Source organism: Lunatibacter salilacus, assembly GCF_009797935.1.
GTDB lineage: Bacteria > Bacteroidota > Bacteroidia > Cytophagales > Cyclobacteriaceae > Lunatibacter > Lunatibacter salilacus.
The window spans coordinates 413848-431219 of sequence record NZ_VOLC01000001.1 but is presented as its reverse complement, the minus strand read 5'-3'; the positions used below and the strand labels follow the sequence as shown (position 1 = coordinate 431219).

General features: G+C 40.8%; 19 protein-coding genes and 1 riboswitch. Of the genes, 13 read left to right on the top strand and 6 right to left on the bottom strand.

The genetic code is table 11. From position 1 onward, the window contains the following. Positions 1-48: 48 nt before the first annotated feature. Positions 49-1185 (bottom strand): ATP-binding protein, encoded by a 1137-nt coding sequence (locus FQ608_RS01760; protein ID WP_158856078.1) that lies wholly within the window; start codon positions 1183-1185, stop codon positions 49-51. 346 nt (positions 1186-1531) lie between these two features. Beyond that, a complete protein-coding gene (locus FQ608_RS01755) occupies positions 1532-2299 on the bottom strand; it encodes an energy transducer TonB (RefSeq protein WP_158856077.1) in 768 nt (255 codons plus the stop codon). A gap of 280 nt (positions 2300-2579) precedes the next feature. Between FQ608_RS01755 and FQ608_RS27955 the strand changes: the two genes are divergently transcribed. The 7 genes from FQ608_RS27955 to FQ608_RS27715 all read left to right on the top strand — a co-directional run bounded on the left by FQ608_RS27955 (position 2580) and on the right by FQ608_RS27715 (position 7111). Then, positions 2580-2804: an ArsR family transcriptional regulator gene (locus tag FQ608_RS27955; RefSeq protein WP_199856285.1), complete on the top strand. Its 225-nt coding sequence runs from the start codon at positions 2580-2582 to the stop codon at positions 2802-2804. A gap of 181 nt (positions 2805-2985) precedes the next feature. Then, on the top strand, positions 2986-3726 hold the full coding sequence (locus tag FQ608_RS01745) for an SDR family NAD(P)-dependent oxidoreductase (protein WP_158856076.1): 741 nt from the start codon (positions 2986-2988) through the stop codon (positions 3724-3726). Between the two features lie 174 nt (positions 3727-3900). After that, the gene (locus FQ608_RS01740; RefSeq protein ID WP_158856075.1) at positions 3901-4380 is read left to right on the top strand and encodes a hypothetical protein; all 480 of its coding nucleotides are present in this window, start codon (positions 3901-3903) and stop codon (positions 4378-4380) included. Beyond that, positions 4380-5537, top strand: a complete 1158-nt coding sequence (locus FQ608_RS01735) for a sensor histidine kinase (protein ID WP_158856074.1) — start codon at positions 4380-4382, stop codon at positions 5535-5537. The genes FQ608_RS01740 and FQ608_RS01735 overlap by 1 nt, the downstream gene beginning before the upstream one ends. After that, positions 5534-5950 (top strand): response regulator, encoded by a 417-nt coding sequence (locus FQ608_RS01730; RefSeq protein WP_158856073.1) that lies wholly within the window; start codon positions 5534-5536, stop codon positions 5948-5950. The genes FQ608_RS01735 and FQ608_RS01730 overlap by 4 nt, the downstream gene beginning before the upstream one ends. A 276-nt stretch (positions 5951-6226) precedes the next feature. After that, on the top strand, positions 6227-6847 hold the full coding sequence (locus tag FQ608_RS01725) for a DUF2306 domain-containing protein (RefSeq protein ID WP_158856072.1): 621 nt from the start codon (positions 6227-6229) through the stop codon (positions 6845-6847). A gap of 129 nt (positions 6848-6976) precedes the next feature. Further along, a complete protein-coding gene (locus FQ608_RS27715; protein WP_262885463.1) occupies positions 6977-7111 on the top strand; it encodes a hypothetical protein in 135 nt (44 codons plus the stop codon). A 387-nt stretch (positions 7112-7498) separates the two neighbouring features. Here FQ608_RS27715 and FQ608_RS01720 read toward each other — a convergent pair whose 3' ends face one another. Together FQ608_RS01720 and FQ608_RS01715 are read right to left on the bottom strand one after the other, a co-directional pair. Next, the gene (locus FQ608_RS01720; RefSeq protein WP_158856071.1) at positions 7499-7930 is read right to left on the bottom strand and encodes a VOC family protein; all 432 of its coding nucleotides are present in this window, start codon (positions 7928-7930) and stop codon (positions 7499-7501) included. A 106-nt stretch (positions 7931-8036) separates the two neighbouring features. After that, positions 8037-8609, bottom strand: coding sequence for a Crp/Fnr family transcriptional regulator (locus FQ608_RS01715; protein WP_158856070.1), 573 nt, complete (start codon positions 8607-8609; stop codon positions 8037-8039). A gap of 242 nt (positions 8610-8851) precedes the next feature. After that, a riboswitch (TPP riboswitch) is annotated at positions 8852-8944 on the top strand. Between the two features lie 69 nt (positions 8945-9013). On the opposite strand from FQ608_RS01715, the gene thiS reads away from it, so the two are divergent. The 5 genes from thiS to thiH all read left to right on the top strand — a co-directional run bounded on the left by thiS (position 9014) and on the right by thiH (position 12807). Then, positions 9014-9217, top strand: a complete 204-nt coding sequence (gene thiS / locus FQ608_RS01710) for a sulfur carrier protein ThiS (RefSeq protein WP_158856069.1) — start codon at positions 9014-9016, stop codon at positions 9215-9217. A 12-nt stretch (positions 9218-9229) separates the two neighbouring features. After that, on the top strand, positions 9230-9874 hold the full coding sequence (locus FQ608_RS01705) for a thiamine phosphate synthase (protein WP_199856284.1): 645 nt from the start codon (positions 9230-9232) through the stop codon (positions 9872-9874). A 215-nt stretch (positions 9875-10089) separates the two neighbouring features. Continuing rightward, a complete protein-coding gene (locus FQ608_RS01700; RefSeq protein ID WP_158856068.1) occupies positions 10090-10746 on the top strand; it encodes a thiamine phosphate synthase in 657 nt (218 codons plus the stop codon). A gap of 173 nt (positions 10747-10919) precedes the next feature. Then, positions 10920-11687, top strand: a complete 768-nt coding sequence (locus tag FQ608_RS01695; protein ID WP_158856067.1) for a thiazole synthase — start codon at positions 10920-10922, stop codon at positions 11685-11687. Beyond that, the gene (gene thiH, locus FQ608_RS01690) at positions 11680-12807 is read left to right on the top strand and encodes a 2-iminoacetate synthase ThiH (RefSeq protein WP_158856066.1); all 1128 of its coding nucleotides are present in this window, start codon (positions 11680-11682) and stop codon (positions 12805-12807) included. The genes FQ608_RS01695 and thiH overlap by 8 nt, the downstream gene beginning before the upstream one ends. A 12-nt stretch (positions 12808-12819) precedes the next feature. On the opposite strand, the gene FQ608_RS01685 is transcribed toward thiH, so the two are convergent. After that, positions 12820-13983 (bottom strand): NAD(P)/FAD-dependent oxidoreductase, encoded by a 1164-nt coding sequence (locus tag FQ608_RS01685; protein ID WP_234364006.1) that lies wholly within the window; start codon positions 13981-13983, stop codon positions 12820-12822. A gap of 99 nt (positions 13984-14082) precedes the next feature. On the opposite strand from FQ608_RS01685, the gene FQ608_RS01680 reads away from it, so the two are divergent. After that, complete coding sequence (locus FQ608_RS01680) at positions 14083-16608, top strand: zinc-dependent metalloprotease (protein ID WP_158856065.1); 2526 nt, start codon at positions 14083-14085, stop codon at positions 16606-16608. Between the two features lie 84 nt (positions 16609-16692). Here FQ608_RS01680 and gldD read toward each other — a convergent pair whose 3' ends face one another. After that, positions 16693-17346 (bottom strand): gliding motility lipoprotein GldD, encoded by a 654-nt coding sequence (gene gldD / locus FQ608_RS01675; protein WP_158856064.1) that lies wholly within the window; start codon positions 17344-17346, stop codon positions 16693-16695. Positions 17347-17372: the final 26 nt, after the last annotated feature.

Here is a 17372-nt window from a genome sequence, read left to right as displayed (position 1 = left end):
ATCGTAGCGACAAACTTTTCCAAAGTTTTAGAACTTTGGAAAAGTTTTTTATCGTAAACCGATAAACGCTTCAAAATTGGATCTTGAGATCACTGAAGTCTGATGTTCTGGATATGCTTGGAGAAAGGAGGCCGGAAACCTGACTTTTTGATCTTTCCATTTGAACTCAAAGGCATGCAGGATCCCATCTGCTTCTTCGATATAGTTTATTTCCGCCCTGTCATGAGTTCGCCAAAAATAGGTGTTGACAAATTTGCTGTCATAGTGATTGGATTTGAGTCTTTCTGAGATGAGGTAATTTTCCCAAAGCGCACCTTTATCCAGTCTCATTTCAGGAATGGAAAAATTGCTAATCAGTACATTTCTGATTCCATTATCGAAGAAATAGTATTTTTTACCTTTTTTGATTTCGTTCCGCAAGTTTCTATTGAAGGCAGGGAGCTTGAAAATCACGTATGCTTTCTCCAGTAAGTCAAGATACTTTTCTACGGTCGCAGTGTCTATATTTCCGACTGTTTGCGCAAGTTCATGATAGTTGACTTCACTGCCAACCTGAAAGGCCAACGCTTTCAGCAATTTATCGATATGGCTTGGCTTTCGGATGTTGTCTATTTGTAACACATCCTTATAGAGATAACTCTGGGTAATTTCCACCAAAATTTCCTTTTCATTTCCGGGATTATTTACCACTTCCGGATAGGAACCATACACCAATCGTGTGTCCAGAAGCCTTTTCGCTTCAAGCAAGGAAGTGTCCTCAACGAGTTCCCTGAAACTCAGGGGGAATAATTGATAAGTCTTTTTCCTTCCGGTGAGTGGTTCGGCTGTTTGATTTTGAAGATCAAAGGCGGAAGACCCTGTAGCGATCACCTGTATATCCGCTTTACTGTCGTAAATCAATTTTAACTTTTTCCCAATATCCGGAATTTGTTGGGCTTCGTCAATGACTACCAACTTCTTGTTTGAACCAACCAATTGAAGCAATTGACTGCTTGTTTTGGCATTGGTAAATGCTTCAAAAATATCAGCCTCGTCTGCGTTAAGCCAGTTAGATGGCTGATCGATCATTTTTATTAATTCTTCCAGCAGCGTGGTTTTGCCCACTTGGCGGGCACCAAGTATCAAGATTACTTTTCCTTTAAAGCAATTTCGGACTATGTGGTCTAGTTGTTCTCTCTTAACCATTGGGGTAGAATTAAGCTGTAAATATAATGCGAAAAATACTCTAATCGAAAAAATAGGCCTAATATTTAGATTATAATCGAAAAATTAGGCCCGAAATTTAGAATATAATCGAAATAATGGGCCAGTATAGTTCAGGGAAGCGGTCTCTTGAAAGGACCTTTGGGGTTTTAAACACCCCGAAGGTCTTGTTGGTACGTGTTACAGTTTGGGTTAATCCTTACCGAATGTGCAGACTGAAAACCTTCGAGGTCAAAAAAAGACCTCAAAGGTTGCAGATGCAGACCTTTGGGGTTTTCAAGAACCCCGAAGGTCTTGTTTGTAAGGATTACACTAGTGACGAAAAATATCAATTCAATATAAAACGAACGGGAAAGTACATCCAAGCAGTAATATAATCCCCCTCTATATCCCGTGCGGGAACAACGTCTCCTTTGTATAATTCCAAGATTCGCTCAACTTCCTTAATTAGCGAGGGATGGGATATAGATCCATTCACGACTGCACGTTCTAAAATCTCTCCAAATTCACTGATTTTCATTCCTACCCAAACTTCTGCCTCCTCATTAGCATTTCTAGCGGCAGGTGGATAGGTTAAATTTTTCGTTAAAAATTTCTGCCAGACTTCAATGGTTGGGAAGCTAGGTTTCAAAATATCCCTATCTACATCCTCCTGATATCCGGAGGTCGAAACAAATATGCCATCACATTTTGAAGAACCCTTGCATTCTAGATCTAATATTAATTCTTCTCCGGCTACAACCTTTGTATGCCTAGAGTTAGCTTTTCTGTACTTTAGTTGGGTAAATTCCAATTCACCATCGGGCAAAAACTGCTGCTTCTCCTCCCATAAAGGTTCCCTCGGTTGCCCTTCTTCGTAAATTGATTTTGTAATTGAAACCAAAGAATACTCCAAGGAATAGATTTTTTCTACAAGTTCTCCCTCTGGGGAAATACTCACTATTTTGCTGTACTGTTGATTTTCTCCTTCTGTTTCAAGAGGGAAAAAATGTTCGTTTAATGGGATAATTTTCTTTTCCTGGGCAAGAGAAGTAGTTGAAAGTACCAACCAGCAAAAAGCTACCATTAAGAGACGAATATTTAAAATTAATTTCATGTAACTAACCTATTAAGATTATGATGGTTTTCCAAAAATTCCCCCCCAAAATATATACAATATCTCTATTTTTGTAAATTTGCCAATAATTGTTGCGTTCTATCTATTTTTACTTGGCTATACTTATTGTGTTGGAAGTCTGTCCATAACGTGATTTTTGTCATAAATGAATTCTCCGTACTATTGTACTTTTACGATATACAATAGAGCCATGGAAAGAACAATCGCGACGATGGAATACTCCTTCACGGAAACTTAAATTGCCCAATTCGCAAAAGCTTTGGGGTATTCGGTTAGGATACAAATTTTAAAAATTCTTAGTGAGCAATCCTGTTGTTTTACTGGAGACCTGACTGAAATCATTCCTTTGGCACAATCTACCATTTCCCAACATCTCAAGTCTCTCAAAGACATTGAACCAAGGAATTTGGAAAGAAGACGAAAATGGAAGCCTTGGGCAGAATTACGACACATACCGCTTATCATGCGGGGCAGTTGGCTTTAATTATAAAGTATGGGAAGTGAACCTCCAGCCTCCTCTTTGATCAAGGTTGTTTGGGCGCTTTCATAGCAGATTCTACGTAAATGTGGGGTCATTTTGGCTAAAAATCACAACATTTCGTGACTAAAATCATGCCCTATTTCATCTGATTCTATTTATTTTGGGAAATATAAAATCAAGAAAAATGGAAAAGAAAACAGTCATCGTTACCGGTGCAGCTTCGGGAATTGGAAAAGCTACCGCAGAATTGTTTGCAAAACAAGGTGCCAGTGTCGTTGTATCTGACATACTGGAAGACGAAGGAAATGCAACTACGGAAAGTATTGTCGCACGTGGAGGCAGAGCTTCTTTTTTTAAGACAGATGTTGCCAATCCAGAAGAAATGGAAGCACTGGTTAATTTTGCGGTAGAAAAATATGGAAGGCTAGATGTGGCTGTAAACAATGCCGGGATCGGGGGTGAATTAAATCCTATTGCTGATATGAGTATAGAAGGCTGGCAAAAGGTAATAGCTGTCAACCTGAACAGCCTGTTTTATGGAATGAAATACCAAATACCAGCCATGCTAAAAAATGGAAGTGGAAGTATTGTAAACATGTCATCCATTTTAGGTAATGTTGGTTTTGCCGGATCCGCCGCATATTGTGCAGCCAAACATGGCGTAGTCGGTATCACGCAAACCGCCGCTTTGGAATACTCTGCACAAAATATTCGCGTGAATGTGGTTGGGCCAGCTTTTATTGACACTCCTTTGTTAAATGCGCTCGACGCCGAAATGAAAAGACAGCTTGTTTCCTTGCATCCCATCGGCCGCCTTGGCTCAAGCGAAGAGGTAGCCGAATTGATTCTCTGGCTGGGCAGCGACAAATCATCTTTTGTAACAGGAAGTTATTATCCCATCGATGGGGGGTATCTGGCTAGATAAAAATAGTAATTCTAAAAATAAGCGAAGTAAAATTCTGGTGCAGTTTGAGTCAATTTCGAAACCTATCCAGTAGGTTTTGAAAGATGTGGTAAAGTTTGGAAAATGTGTAGTTAAATGCTTTCAATTCCCATATAACCCCTTATATTTACTTATATAGAAAATTTAAATTGTCATATGGAAGAGGTGAGCGACTTTTTTACCAAACTATTTTTGGCCGATGATTGGCCCCCACGTTGGGTATGCGGCAATTGGTCGTCATTTCATGGGTGGCTTTACATCATCAGCGACATTGCTATTTGGCTTGCCTACTTTGTGATTCCGGCGATATTAATATTTTTTATCCAAAAGCGGCACAATCTTCCGTTTCAACCTGTCTTTTGGCTTTTCGGATCGTTTATTATATTATGCGGAAGCACACACTTGATCGATGCGGTAATGTTTTGGTGGCCTGGTTATAGGCTCAGTGCACTAATAAGGTTGATGACTGCTCTTGTAAGTATGGCTACTGCCTTTGTGCTTATTCGTGAGTTGCCAAAGTTGATTGATCTGCAACCCGAGGACGAATTGAAAACATATCAGATGGAAAAACTGCTGAAAAAATATGAAGCTGAGATTGTAGACCTGAAGGCGCAATTGATTGAAAAAGAGGAATAATGCTTTCCAAGCAAAAATCAATGATTGGTATTCAAAATGGTGCTCTGATTTTCATTGCGGCATTCTTTGCGGGCATCATCTTTCTGGTAGATCTTAATACTTCGAACACAGTCGCAGTTGCTTCCCTGTACGTAATTGTAATCCTTTACAGCTGGCTATTACCGGGAAAGTTTGCCTGCATCTACACCGCAACAATCTGTAGTTTCTTAACACTAACATCAGTCATACTTACTGGAGAAATGGCATCAAGCGCCAACGAATTATCAAAAATAAATATGGTGATATCGTTGGTTGTGATTTGGACTAGCGTAACGCTAGTTTTTATTGCCAAGAGCAGTTTTTCCAGTCTTGAGGGCATCAACCAGCAACTATCGGCTAGTTCTGCTGCATTACTGGAGAAAATAAAGGAATTGGACCTGCAACAAGAGGAATTGTCATCCAACAAGGCAAAGCTTGAGAGTCTCAATTCGGACTTGTTGATTAAAAACCGGGAACTTGAAAGATTCACGAGTATTGCCAGCCATGATTTACAAGAGCCACTTCGAACTATTGGGAATATGACTCAATTGATTACAAAGAAGTATCATACTCACTTTGATGATCAAGGTAAGAAGATGTTGAATTATGTGACTTCCGCGGCAGACAGGATGACAATCCTTATCAAAGGATTACTGCAGTTTAGCAGAATTGGTAACACACGGGAAACCCAAAAGGTGGACTGCCAAGAATTGGTACGCACCATATTACTTGATTTTGATGCAGTCTTGAAGTCAGCTGATGGTATGGTTAAATTCAATGAGCTACCGATCGTGAGCGGTAACCCAACTGAGTTACGGATGCTTTTTCAGAACTTGATCAGTAACGGGCTAAAATTCAGGAAGCCGAATATGTCGCCAACCATTGAGGTGACTGCGACTGAGAGGAGTACCCATGTAGAGTTTTGCTTCAAAGATAACGGCATTGGGATAGAAGCCGCTGATTATGAAAAAACATTCTTAATTTTCCAGCGTTTAAATGATATAGAGGAATATGAAGGAACAGGTCTAGGCCTAGCTTACTGTAGAAAAATTGTCGAACTTCACGGCGGGAAAATATGGATTAACTCGAAGAAAGGGGCTGGTAGCTCTTTTTATTTTACCTTGGCAAAAATAATATGAGCGAAAAAAAAATCTTGGATTGCGTTTTACTTATTGACGATGATGAAGCGACGAACTTTTATCATACAATAATCGTCGAAGAAGAATGTGACTCTGTACACATACAATCGGTAAAATCAGCAAAGGAAGGGCTAGACTATTTGCTTGGAAAAGGAGATTATTCAAAATGCCCACAACCAGGTATTATTTTTCTTGATATTAATATGCCGGGTATGAACGGGTGGGACTTTCTGGCGAAATATGATGAGTTATCCAAAAATATACATGAGCGAGCGGTAGTTACAATTCTGACCACTAGTATGAATCCCGATGATAAAAAAAGGGCAGCTACAATACCGGCGGTTAAGGAATTTGCAAACAAACCCCTGACTCCCGAAACGTTTTGGAAAGTCGTCAATGAAAATTTCGCCTGAAGTCTTTTGGCTAACAGCAAAATAATAGTCTTGATTTACTGGGCGAAGAATATAATTCTCTCCTGACTATTCCAAGGTACTGACATGTGTTTTGATAGATGAAATGGAGCCAAGGGTTTTTCCATTTTCAGCTATTTCAACCCGGTAATCCGGTTTGCCACGATGTCGAAGGCAATATTCTTTTTCCTCGAAAGTATATTGTGCCGAGCAAAGCGAATCTACTTTGTGCCATAGCATTTTGCCCAAGACCACCTCAACATCTTTTTTGATTACTTCATGAAAAACAGAGGTCTCATACTTCTCCTCGCAGTGCCAGCCATTGGTGTTGGATTGTATCCGCTATTGTATTTTCTAATAGACAGGAATTTCGGGTTGCTGCAATCAAAGGAGCACTTGCTATTACAGGACCCGTACTGGAATATTGGCTTTTACACCCATATAATTTTCGGTGGCATTGCCCTATTGGTCGGTTGGATTCAGTTTGTGGAAAAGTGGCGGAATTCTAGTCTAGTACTGCATAGAACTATAGGAAGAATCTATCTTTTCAGTGTTTTGCTAAGCTCAGTAGGTGGTATTTATATTGGGTTTTACGCTACCGGCGGTCTAATACCTTCTGTTGGTTTTATCAGTTTGGGAGTTCTTTGGCTATTAACAACTTATCTGGGCTACAGTTTTATTCGAAGGAAAAGGATCAATGGCCATAGAAAATGGATGATTTACAGCTATGCATTAACCTTCGCCGCAGTAACGTTAAGAATTTGGCTGCCCCTTTTGAGTATTCTATTTGGTGAATTTTTAATCGCTTACAAAATTACAGCATGGCTTAGTTGGGTACCTAACCTAGTGGTGGCCTATTTTATTAATAGGTCGGTAGAAAATAATCCCTCAATGAGCTAAGCTGATATAACTCACTTACTGCAAATTTTATATAGCGCATATAATAAAAAAAGTGCAGTTTCGCTATTTTTATAATACGTAAGCTGGAGACGTGACCCGGTGGATTTTTCTGCAAGGTGATTTAATGACATGGATGACGATGAATTCACCTATACAAATACCCGAACTGAAAGGGTGGAGATACACAATGCCAACAACATCGGCATGGGCAACACGCCGTTCTTTGTGAATGTAAGTATTGGATATACATTTGGGCTTCGGTGATATTGAATGATCATATAGTGTTTTAAATATAGAATTTTAATTTAATACAGAAAAACTCCGTTTCATCTGTTTCATCCTTGTTCTATTTCACCTGCAAAAAAGATGGCCCGCAGAAGTTGTCCTGTGTTTTCGGGATTGCGCTGATTTCCGCAGATTATTTTTATTGAGGTCGAACTTTATTTCAACACAAAAAAATCCGCTTCATCTGCGTTCAATTTTACGATGAAGCATAAAAAAGAACCACAGAGAGGTCATAGAGGTACACAGAGAATATTAAACACTTAGTGCTCGTAGTGCCTTCTTCGCACCCTTTGTGGTCATTTTATAGAGAACCACATTCGGCGGATTGTACGGATTTCTTATTCCAAAATAGGTAGACAGTTTTTTTTACTCTTGCGGATATTCGTACTCCAAGATCCAGCCTACACCAAATTGATCCCATAAACTTCCAAAATAAGAGCCCCACGGAACATCTCCTACTGCCATTTCCACCGTTCCGTTAACGACTAATTTTTCAAAATAATCATCGAGTTCTTCCTTACTTTCCAAGGCTAGAAAAATATAGGAATTATTGCCAAAGGATACTGTTTGTCCCATTGATTCCATCATATCTGATCCCATCAATATTAGATCCTTGCTGAGTGGTAAGGACATATGTGCGATTTTATCCAGTTCAGTGTCCGGGGGAGTCATCTCGCCCAAGGGCATATCCTTGTATGAAATTTTGGCCGTGAAGTCGCCACCAAAGACAGTTTGATAAAATGTAAACGCTTCTTCCGTGTTTCCGGCAAAATTCAGATAAATGTGTACAGCTTTCATAGGTAAAAGAGATATTTTTGTAGATAAAGAATTTAGTTGAACCCAAAAATAGATAGGTAAACTGACAAAATACTTGTCCTAGGACAAGAAATGTTTCTGTCCCAAATTATTGTCTTGCTATTTCTTTTCTAATTCTACTGAGGGATGAATCAGTGACACCAAGATAGGTCGCTATATGTTTGAGTGGTGCCTTTTCGATAATCTCAGGATAGTTTTTTACCAAGTCTAAATACCTATCCAGCGCACTCTCTGTGATCATGGAAATAGATCTTTTTCGGTGTGCAAAAAGTGCCTTCGACATCCAGTTTCGTCCCCATTCGCTCAACCCAGGAATGGAATGAAAGAGCTCCTGAAAATCCTCAAAGTTTATTTGGTAGCATAAGCATTCACTTAGACATACAATTGTCTCGGCCGCAGGAATTCTAGTGAATATTGATACCACATCAATTGCAATTTCTCCTGATAAGATAAAACCTGTAGTGATTTCCTGACCACTATGACTCACCACATATGCCCGCGCCAGGCCTTTTTCCATGCAATAATAGGCGTTAGCTTGCCGGCCTTTCTCCAGTATTACATCTCCTTTTTTGAATTTAACCCGATGATGTTTAGCTCGAATTTTCTCTAAATCAGCTGCCCCTATTAGCGGGTGCGTATAAAATTGATTCAGTGTCTGCATAAAATCTTTTGGTTGGATCACAAAAATGCAGTTTTTGAATTTTAGTTGGGTAAAAAATCCTGGTATTCTTTTGTGAAAAGATGCGGTTCTTTTGTTTTGACAAATAACTTGGTTTTGAGAACGGTAAGAAAATCGGCGGAAATCAATAGGCAAAAATTGATGGGTTAACCTCAGGCTGGACAGGCCTAAACAAACAAATTTTCGCTAATACCTTGAAGTTTCGACAGGTTTCTATAACTTTGAATCAACTTTAGGGGTGTCCACGACGGACTGAGATCATACCCTACGAACCTGATGCAGTTAGTACTGCCGAAGGGAAAAGTGAAGATTTACATTTTCGTTTTTTCGATCCATTGTTAGGGTCCACTCCTGAAGTTATATGTTCAATCAAACAGTTTCTAAGGATGGATATTACCGTAAACAATGAACCGTATCAGATTTCAGACTCCTGCTCTATCACCCAGTTACTTCTAGATCATGTCCGGCAAAAACCTGCGGGCATCGCTGTTGCAGTCAATCAATCTGTGATTCCCAAATCAGAGTGGGGTAGGACTTTCATTTGTTCTGGTGATAATATAGTCCTAATCAAAGCTACTCAAGGAGGATAAAATCATAAGAAGATGAAAACAGAAATGAAATCTACCTGTAATTTGAAACTAATTGTCATTTCATCTCCCACGCCTGTCTCAAATGAAGCCGAAAACATCAATCGGCTCTTTGAAGCAGGTTTGAAGGTGTTCCACCTGCGCAAACCTTACAGCGATTTTGTTATGATCGCGAATTTGATATCCCAGATAGATTCCAAGTACCATGACCGGATCGCTATCCATCAATACCATACTTTAGCGGGTGAGTTCGGCATAAATAGGCTACATTTCACAGAAATGGGTAGGAACGATATTTCTGTTCTCGAATTATTGAAAATTAAGGAAGGAGGATATAAAATCAGCACTTCACTACATGAGCTATCATCCCTAACTGAGGTAAGTCATTTTGACTACGCTTTTTTTAGCCCTGTATTTGACAGTATTTCCAAACAAGGATATCAAAGTTCGATTTCAGCAGATTTCATTTTGGAAAAACCAGAAAATGCTCCTGCAGTGATTGCTTTAGGAGGCATTCATCAAGAAAATATTCACCTGGTAAAATCAATGAAATTTGATGGTGTGGCTGTATTAGGCATAATTTGGAATGAGGAAGAAAATCAAAGAGTGGTTGTTTTGAAAAATTTGTTAAAAACATGTGAAAAAAACAACTGTCCCTGAAGTAGTACTTTCTGGTCACAAGTTGTCTTAAACCGTTATTTATTAATATTATTTGATATTTAGATATTGTATAAAAAACATCTTTACAAGTAAAAGCAATGAATTCAAATTTCAGGCTTATATGAGCCAATATTTCAATATCTAATATCAATCAGTATCTAAAATAATAAACATTGATTTCAAAGAACATTGATAAAATAGGATGATGAAAAAATATGATTAAAAAAATAAACAAACTCCAATATATCTCGCAAGAGAAACCCTTCAACTCACACGTAGAGGCAATTAAGCATGTCTTGGAAGCAGGATGCAAATGGATTCAACTGAGAATAAAAAATATAGAAGAGCAAGAAATCATAAGGATTGCCAAGGAAGCTAAGAAACTTTGTGAAAAGCATCAAGCCACTCTGATCATGAATGATTTTGTGAAAATCGCAAAAGAAATAAACGCTGATGGTGTTCACATAGGCTTGAATGACATGTCTGTTGCCGAAGCAAGGTTGATTTTAGGGGAAAATAAAATTATCGGAGCGACAGCAAATACAATCGAGCATGTGAAAAAGCATGCTCAATCTACCCCTGATTACATTGGTATCGGACCATTTAGATTTACCCAAACCAAGGAAAAGCTAAGTCCTATTCTGGGTATTGATGGCTACCAAAAGGTCTTGGATGAAATGAAACAGTTGGGATTATACATTCCAGTCATTGCCGTGGGTGGAATTACTGCCGAAGATTTGCCTGAATTGATGCAAACAGGCATCCATGGAGTAGCGATCTCCGGAGATATCAATCATGCTATGGATCTAGGGCAGAAAATAATAAGTCTCAATCAATTGATTTCCAACAATTCCTTTTCAATATCAACATAGGAATAAAACCTTTTCTCAATAAAAACTTCTGTTCTGTATCCAGCCCAATATCTATTAATATCTAACCCGCCTCCCGGAGGGCAGGTATCAATTACTATCTAATATCCCCTCCTAATATGAATCAAATTTTATTTGTAGAAATGGATTTGAAGACAAAGAAATAAAAAATCAATATGCTAAAAATAGGCAACATACAATTCAACTCCAGACTATTCATAGGGACAGGAAAATACAGTTCTTCTGAAGTCATGGAAAAATCCCTCCTCGCTTCAGGTTCGGAACTGGTAACTGTAGCTTTGAAAAGGGTGGATTTCAAAAATCAAGATCAGGATGACCTTTTGGCCAAGCTCAATCACCCGCACATTAAACTCCTACCCAACACTTCGGGAGTTAGAAATGCCAAAGAAGCGATTTTCGCAGCACAATTGGCAAGGGAAGCTTTGGGAACTAATTTGATTAAACTGGAAATACATCCTGATCCGAAGTATTTGATGCCGGACCCGATCGAAACATTGATCGCTACAGAAGCATTGGCAAAGTTGGGATTCATCGTACTTCCGTACATCCATGCTGATCCGGTTTTATGCAAAAGATTGGAAGAAGCTGGTACTGCTGCGGTGATGCCATTGGGTTCACCGATTGGCAGCAACAAAGGATTGAAAACAATTGATTTCCTTGAAATCATCATTGAGCAAAGTAATGTTCCTGTCATTGTAGATGCAGGTATAGGCGCGCCATCCGATGCTGCCAAAGCAATGGAAATCGGGGCAGACGCTGTGCTGGTCAACACCGCCATTGCGGTATCTCCTGACCCTGTGGCCATGGGATTGGCGTTTAAGTTAGCTGTTGAATCTGGACGAATGGCGTTTGAGGCAAGATTGGCACCAAAGCATGCAGGGGCAGTCGCAACTAGTCCACTAACTTCCTTCCTCGATGTCTAGTTTCAAAGATCTTTTCAATACCTACTGTTGGGACGAAGTAAAGGAGAGTATCTACAGCAACACCGAAGCTGACGTGCTCCAAGCCCTGCAATCAACCAAAAGAAATATCGAGGATTTCAAAGCACTGATTTCTCCAGCCGCCGAGCCATTTTTAGAGGAAATGGCTCAATTAAGCCAACAGATAAGCCAAAAAAGGTTTGGGAAGACCATGCAGCTATACGTCCCTCTCTACCTTTCCAACGAGTGCAATAACATCTGCACCTATTGTGGGTTTAGCTTTGACAACAAAGTGAGAAGAAAGACGCTTACCGATAGGGAAATTCTCCAAGAAGTGGAAACCATCAAAAAAAAGGGTTATGACCATATTCTTTTGGTAACTGGAGAAGCAAATCAAACTGTGCATGTGGACTACTTCAAAAATGCCATGGAATTGGTCCGTCCGCATTTCTCCAATGTATCCTTGGAAGTACAGCCTTTGGAGCAAGATGAATATGAAGCATTACTTCCTTATGGGCTACATGCGGTATTGGTCTATCAGGAAACTTATCATCGGGAGGATTATAAAAAACACCACCCAAAAGGGAAAAAATCGAATTTCGATTACCGGCTTGAAACTCCAGACAGACTTGGCAAAGCTGGAATCCACAAAATGGGGCTAGGTGTTCTTATAGGATTGGAAGATTGGAGGACGGATTCTTTTTTTACCGCGCTGCATTTGTCTTATTTGGAAAAAGCCTACTGGCAAAGTAAATACAGCATTTCTTTTCCCAGACTGAGGCCATTCTCGGGAGGATTGGAACCAAAGGTAAACATGAATGATCGTGAACTGGTACAATTGATCTGTGCCTATCGGATATTCAACGAAGAAATAGAACTCTCCATTTCAACAAGGGAATCGGAAATTTTTCGAAATAATGTGCTAAAACTTGGAATCACCTCCATGAGCGCAGGCTCCAAGACCAACCCAGGAGGCTATGCAGTAGAACCCGAAGCGTTAAAACAGTTTGAAATATCTGATGAGCGGAGTCCTGAGCAAATCGCCCAATTAATTAAATCCCAAGGTTATGAACCGGTTTGGAAAGATTGGGACTCAAGCCTGACCATTCCATTGGACAAGTGAAGCCGGGTCTTTCTAGTTGATCTTTTCCCCATGGGTCCGTCGCATAATTTGACGGGCAAGATAGGGAAACTGATTGACCAGTCCGACAGCAAAATCCGATTGCGCTGCAGATCCGAATAGACGTTGCACCATTCTACCGATATACAGTCTTTTTTCAAAATAGGACTCCCAAGAACTAGCATAGGCAGTCTGAATTTTTTTCAAAGAATTATGCGCAAGTATAGCCTCTGCAGCGAGTTTTCCGGTGTGAATGGCTATGGCCATCCCGTTTCCACAGAGGGGGGTGATCATACCTGCGGCATCGCCGAGCATCAGGATATTGTTTTCTACCGGTTTTTTGGTGCAAAAGTTTATCTCGTTTATAACCTCCGGTTTTTCCCATAAAAATTCCGACTCATTAAACAGTTTTGCCAACTGGGGATTTTTAAACAAAGCTTCGGTCTCCATAGCAGCAATGCTACCATGTTTTTTCAGCAAATGTCGATTAGCCAAATAGCATATATTAAAGATGTCATCTTCAACCTTATTGATACCGCAATACCCGCCTTCAAAATTATGCAGGGCTACCATATCCGGCTCGTGCAGGGTCCTTACATGGTATTTAACGCCAATAAAAGGAGACCTTTTCGCAAAAAATGGACGTTTAAGTGCCTTGTCGATTTTGGAACGTTTTCCAAATGCGCCAAGAACGAAACTTGCAGTAACGGTACTTCCGGTATCCAGTGAAAGCTCAAAGAGCGACTCTTTAGGTTCTACCACATCCGATACTTGTGTGTTTAGGAGGAAATTTACCCCCATGGCCTTACATTTTTCATAAAGAAAATGATCGAAGCCAAAACGACTAATGCCAAATCCTCCCAAGTCAAGCGGCATTTCGGCCACTCTTCCGTTAATGGAAGAAAGGCGGAATCGGGTCAGGGTGGAAGGTCCCAAGGCAGTTGGAAAAAGACCCTCTTCCACCAAAAAAGCACTAACTTCATTGGAAATATATTCTCCGCATACCCTATGAAAGGGGTAGGATTTTTTTTCAACAAGTAAGACATCTCTACCTGATTTTGCCAACAAATATGCGGCAACCAACCCACTTAAACCTCCTCCGATAATGGCAATTTCCACTTGGTGCATAAAATCTTCGGTTATTTCGTTGCTAAAGTTACGTGTTTCTTTTTCAACCATACATGGAAAATTAAAACCCAATTTCAATAATCTGAGTTATATATAGTTTATTTGAATAAAATAAATCTTTATTTTGAATAGTGATAAAACAACGTATGCATGAAGATGTTTGAGAAACCCGGGGTGCCCTTTCTCCGAATTTTATTGGTAATGGTAACTTTGTCAATTATTTCCGAACAGGCATTTGCCCAGCGGAGTATGAGAAGAAGGGCGCCTGAGCCGGAAAAAAAGGAATCGCCAAAAACCGATTCAACCGAAGTAAAAAATGGGCTGAAGCCTTATCGTCAAATAATCCCCTCTTCAGCCATTACCAAGGAAGGCTTATTTTCTGTCCATGAGGTAAAAGGTAAATATTTCTACGAAATACCGGATTCCCTGCTTGGGAAGGAAATGCTGATGGTAACTACAATTGCCAAAACAGCCGCAGGAATCGGATATGGGGGAGAGCGCACCAATACGCAGATGCTCCGATGGGACAAGAAAAATGAGACGATACTTCTAAAGGTGGTGTCGTACAGCAATACTGCTGCAGATTCTCTACCGATTTTTCAGGCAGTGAGAAGTTCTAATTTAGAACCTATTCTGCAAAAGTTTGACATCAAAACCAAAAACCCCGATAAGGAAAACTGGGTCATAGACGTAACAGATTTGTTTACCAAGGATGTACAGGCGATAGGATTGCCCAAAAACCGCCGAACTCAGTACAAAGTGAGTCGGCTGGATACAGATCGGTCTTATATTGAAAGTATTCGCCCTTTTCCAATAAATATTGAAGCTAGGTACTTGATGACCTATGCGGCGACTGATCCACCATCAAATTCCAGTACAGGGTTGATTACCGTCGAAATGAACAGCTCCATGGTGTTGCTTCCCGAGGTGCCTATGCAACAACGTCTGGCAGACAGAAGGGTAGGTTGGTTTAATACCACGGTTACTGATTATGGTTTGGATGAGCAAAAAGCAACCAAAAGGACTTACCTTGACCGTTGGCGTTTGGAAGTAAAAGAGGAGGACATTGAAAAATTCAACGCGGGTGAATTGGTAGAACCAAAGAAGCCCATCGTCTATTATATTGACCCGGCCACCCCTGACAAATGGGTTCCCTATCTGAAGGAGGGTGTGGAAGACTGGAACAAAGCGTTTGAGGCGGCGGGGTTTAAAAATGCCATTGAGGCCAAAGATGCCCCAAGTGCTGAAGAAGACCCCGATTGGAGTCCGGAAGATGCCCGCTATTCGGTCATCCGCTATTTTGCGTCAGATATTCAAAATGCATATGGTCCTCATGTTTCCGATCCGAGGTCCGGGGAAATATTGGAATCAGATATTGGCTGGTATCATAATGTCATGAACTTGCTGCGCAATTGGTTTTTTGTACAAACCGCAGCCATAAATCCTGAAGCAAGGGGACCAAAATTCGGTGACGAGGTAATGGGCCGATTAATCCGCTTTGTTTCCGCGCATGAGGTAGGCCATACCTTGGGTTTGCCCCACAACTTTGCCTCCTCTTTTGCCTATCCTGTGGATTCGCTGCGTTCGGCGACATTTACCCACGAGTATGGAACAGCCCCCTCCATCATGGATTACGCCAGGTTCAATTACATCGCTCAGCCTGAGGATGAAGGGGTAAGTTTGATGCCGGATGTAGGACCCTATGATAAATATGCTATCAATTGGGGGTATAGACCGATCTTGGAAGCTGGAACTCCAGAAGAGGAACAATCAACTCTGGATCAGTGGATTTTGGAGAAAGAGGGAGATCCAATCTACCGGTATGGTAGGCAAGGAAATCAGTATGATCCCAGTGCGCAAAGCGAAGACTTAGGCGATAACGCAATGAAAGCCTCCATGTATGGAATAAAAAACCTTCAACGCATTCTGCCAAACCTCATGGAGTGGTCTGCCGAAGACGACAAGCCTTTCAAAAATTACGATGATTTGCAGGAGTTGCAGGGTCAGGTTTTCGGGCAGTTTGGCAGGTATATGGGTCATGTTCGCACCAATGTAGGTGGGGTCTATGAAATATATAAGTCCTCCGGTCAGGGGGAAGAGGTGTATACGCACGTGGATAAGGCTACCCAGCAGGCGGCAGTACAGTTTATACAGGAAAATCTATTCAAAACTCCTACTTGGATGCTGGATGATGCCATCGTGCGGCGAACCAAAGATTTTGGCGCGTTAGAGACTATCCGTGGTCTTCAGGTAACTACCTTGAACGGACTTTTGGATTGGGGCCGACTGGGTAGAGTTATCGAAAACGAAGCATTGAACGGAGACGAAGCCTATGGATTATTAACCCTTATGGAAGATTTGAGAAAAGGGCTGTGGTCAGAGCTCCCCGGAGGTAGATCTATAGATGTATATCGGAGAAGCTTGCAACGTGCGCATATCGAGCGTTTGAAGTACCTATTAACGGAAAATGCCCCAAGTATTCCACCAGCTTTGGCTGCACGGATAGGACCTGCTATCACTGCATCCCAATCAGATATTCGACCTGCAGCCCGGGCGGAGTTGAATTCCCTGCAACGTCAAATTTCAGCAGCCATATCCCGTACAGCTGACCGCTCTTCGAAGATCCATTTGGAAGACTGCTTAGCCAGAATTAGGGATATCTTGGAAAACAAATAAGCTTTATTTACCATAAAAAAGCAGGATTTATTCCTGCTTTTTTATTTATTTAATCGGTGCTTTCACAATGAGCTCTATTATTTTTTACTTTTTTATTACCTGTAATCCCTCCTCCCGCCTTCCAAATTCAAGCGTATTAATTAGATGCATAATGTCGGATTTTATGTATTCGATAACTGGAGCAAGGGAGTCGTTTTTAACCGCAGTTTCAAAATACAATGCACCTCTCAGAAAATGTTGGGTGGAGTCGGTGACAAAAAACTGAAACTGCGTGGGAACATCACCGACGAGTTCAGCGACTAACCCCGTATAGCCTTCGGGGGTTCGTACGACCATTTCGTCTATCCCATACGCTTTGATCTGATGTTTTGAAGTTAGTGACATGGCGTCACCCAAGTAAGCTTTGAGGTTTTCTCGGTTCCCCTCTATCGGCTTATAAGTCAAATGGACTTTTGCTTCGAATCCCTCATAATGAAGGTTGATCCAATCCTTCTCATCCAAACTAAAGGAATCAGGCTCAATACGGGCATATTGTGAATGCTGAAACGTATAAGGCAACTCCGCTGATAATTGACTGTAAGCAGGCTCAGGGAGGTCTATACGGTTATAACCTTTTGGCCGGGGAAGATAATCTGCCTGACAGCCACCGAAACCACTGACCACTAACAACCAAATCCAAAACTGGGGGCCGATGGCTACAGATAGATTTTCCGTTTTGAGTTTGAGCGATTTTTTCATCTGTAGTATAACCAAAGATTGGATAA

What these genes read in the sequence shown, in the direction of transcription:
- FQ608_RS01760 (WP_158856078.1), bottom strand. Translation starts at nt 1,185, where the DNA reads ATGGTTAAGAGAGAACAACTAGACCACATAGTCCGAAATTGCTTTAAA.
- FQ608_RS01730 (WP_158856073.1), top strand. Translation starts at nt 5,534, where the DNA reads ATGAGCGAAAAAAAAATCTTGGATTGCGTTTTACTTATTGACGATGAT.
- FQ608_RS01745 (WP_158856076.1), top strand. Translation starts at nt 2,986, where the DNA reads ATGGAAAAGAAAACAGTCATCGTTACCGGTGCAGCTTCGGGAATTGGA.
- FQ608_RS01680 (WP_158856065.1), top strand. Translation starts at nt 14,083, where the DNA reads ATGAAGATGTTTGAGAAACCCGGGGTGCCCTTTCTCCGAATTTTATTG.
- FQ608_RS01700 (WP_158856068.1), top strand. Translation starts at nt 10,090, where the DNA reads ATGATTAAAAAAATAAACAAACTCCAATATATCTCGCAAGAGAAACCC.
- FQ608_RS01755 (WP_158856077.1), bottom strand. Translation starts at nt 2,299, where the DNA reads ATGAAATTAATTTTAAATATTCGTCTCTTAATGGTAGCTTTTTGCTGG.
- FQ608_RS01725 (WP_158856072.1), top strand. Translation starts at nt 6,227, where the DNA reads ATGAAAAACAGAGGTCTCATACTTCTCCTCGCAGTGCCAGCCATTGGT.
- FQ608_RS27715 (WP_262885463.1), top strand. Translation starts at nt 6,977, where the DNA reads ATGGATGACGATGAATTCACCTATACAAATACCCGAACTGAAAGGGTG.
- FQ608_RS01740 (WP_158856075.1), top strand. Translation starts at nt 3,901, where the DNA reads ATGGAAGAGGTGAGCGACTTTTTTACCAAACTATTTTTGGCCGATGAT.
- FQ608_RS01735 (WP_158856074.1), top strand. Translation starts at nt 4,380, where the DNA reads ATGCTTTCCAAGCAAAAATCAATGATTGGTATTCAAAATGGTGCTCTG.
- gldD (WP_158856064.1), bottom strand. Translation starts at nt 17,346, where the DNA reads ATGAAAAAATCGCTCAAACTCAAAACGGAAAATCTATCTGTAGCCATC.
- FQ608_RS01695 (WP_158856067.1), top strand. Translation starts at nt 10,920, where the DNA reads ATGCTAAAAATAGGCAACATACAATTCAACTCCAGACTATTCATAGGG.
- thiH (WP_158856066.1), top strand. Translation starts at nt 11,680, where the DNA reads ATGTCTAGTTTCAAAGATCTTTTCAATACCTACTGTTGGGACGAAGTA.
- thiS (WP_158856069.1), top strand. Translation starts at nt 9,014, where the DNA reads ATGGATATTACCGTAAACAATGAACCGTATCAGATTTCAGACTCCTGC.
- FQ608_RS01705 (WP_199856284.1), top strand. Translation starts at nt 9,230, where the DNA reads ATGAAAACAGAAATGAAATCTACCTGTAATTTGAAACTAATTGTCATT.
- FQ608_RS01685 (WP_234364006.1), bottom strand. Translation starts at nt 13,983, where the DNA reads ATGGTTGAAAAAGAAACACGTAACTTTAGCAACGAAATAACCGAAGAT.
- FQ608_RS01715 (WP_158856070.1), bottom strand. Translation starts at nt 8,609, where the DNA reads ATGCAGACACTGAATCAATTTTATACGCACCCGCTAATAGGGGCAGCT.
- FQ608_RS01720 (WP_158856071.1), bottom strand. Translation starts at nt 7,930, where the DNA reads ATGAAAGCTGTACACATTTATCTGAATTTTGCCGGAAACACGGAAGAA.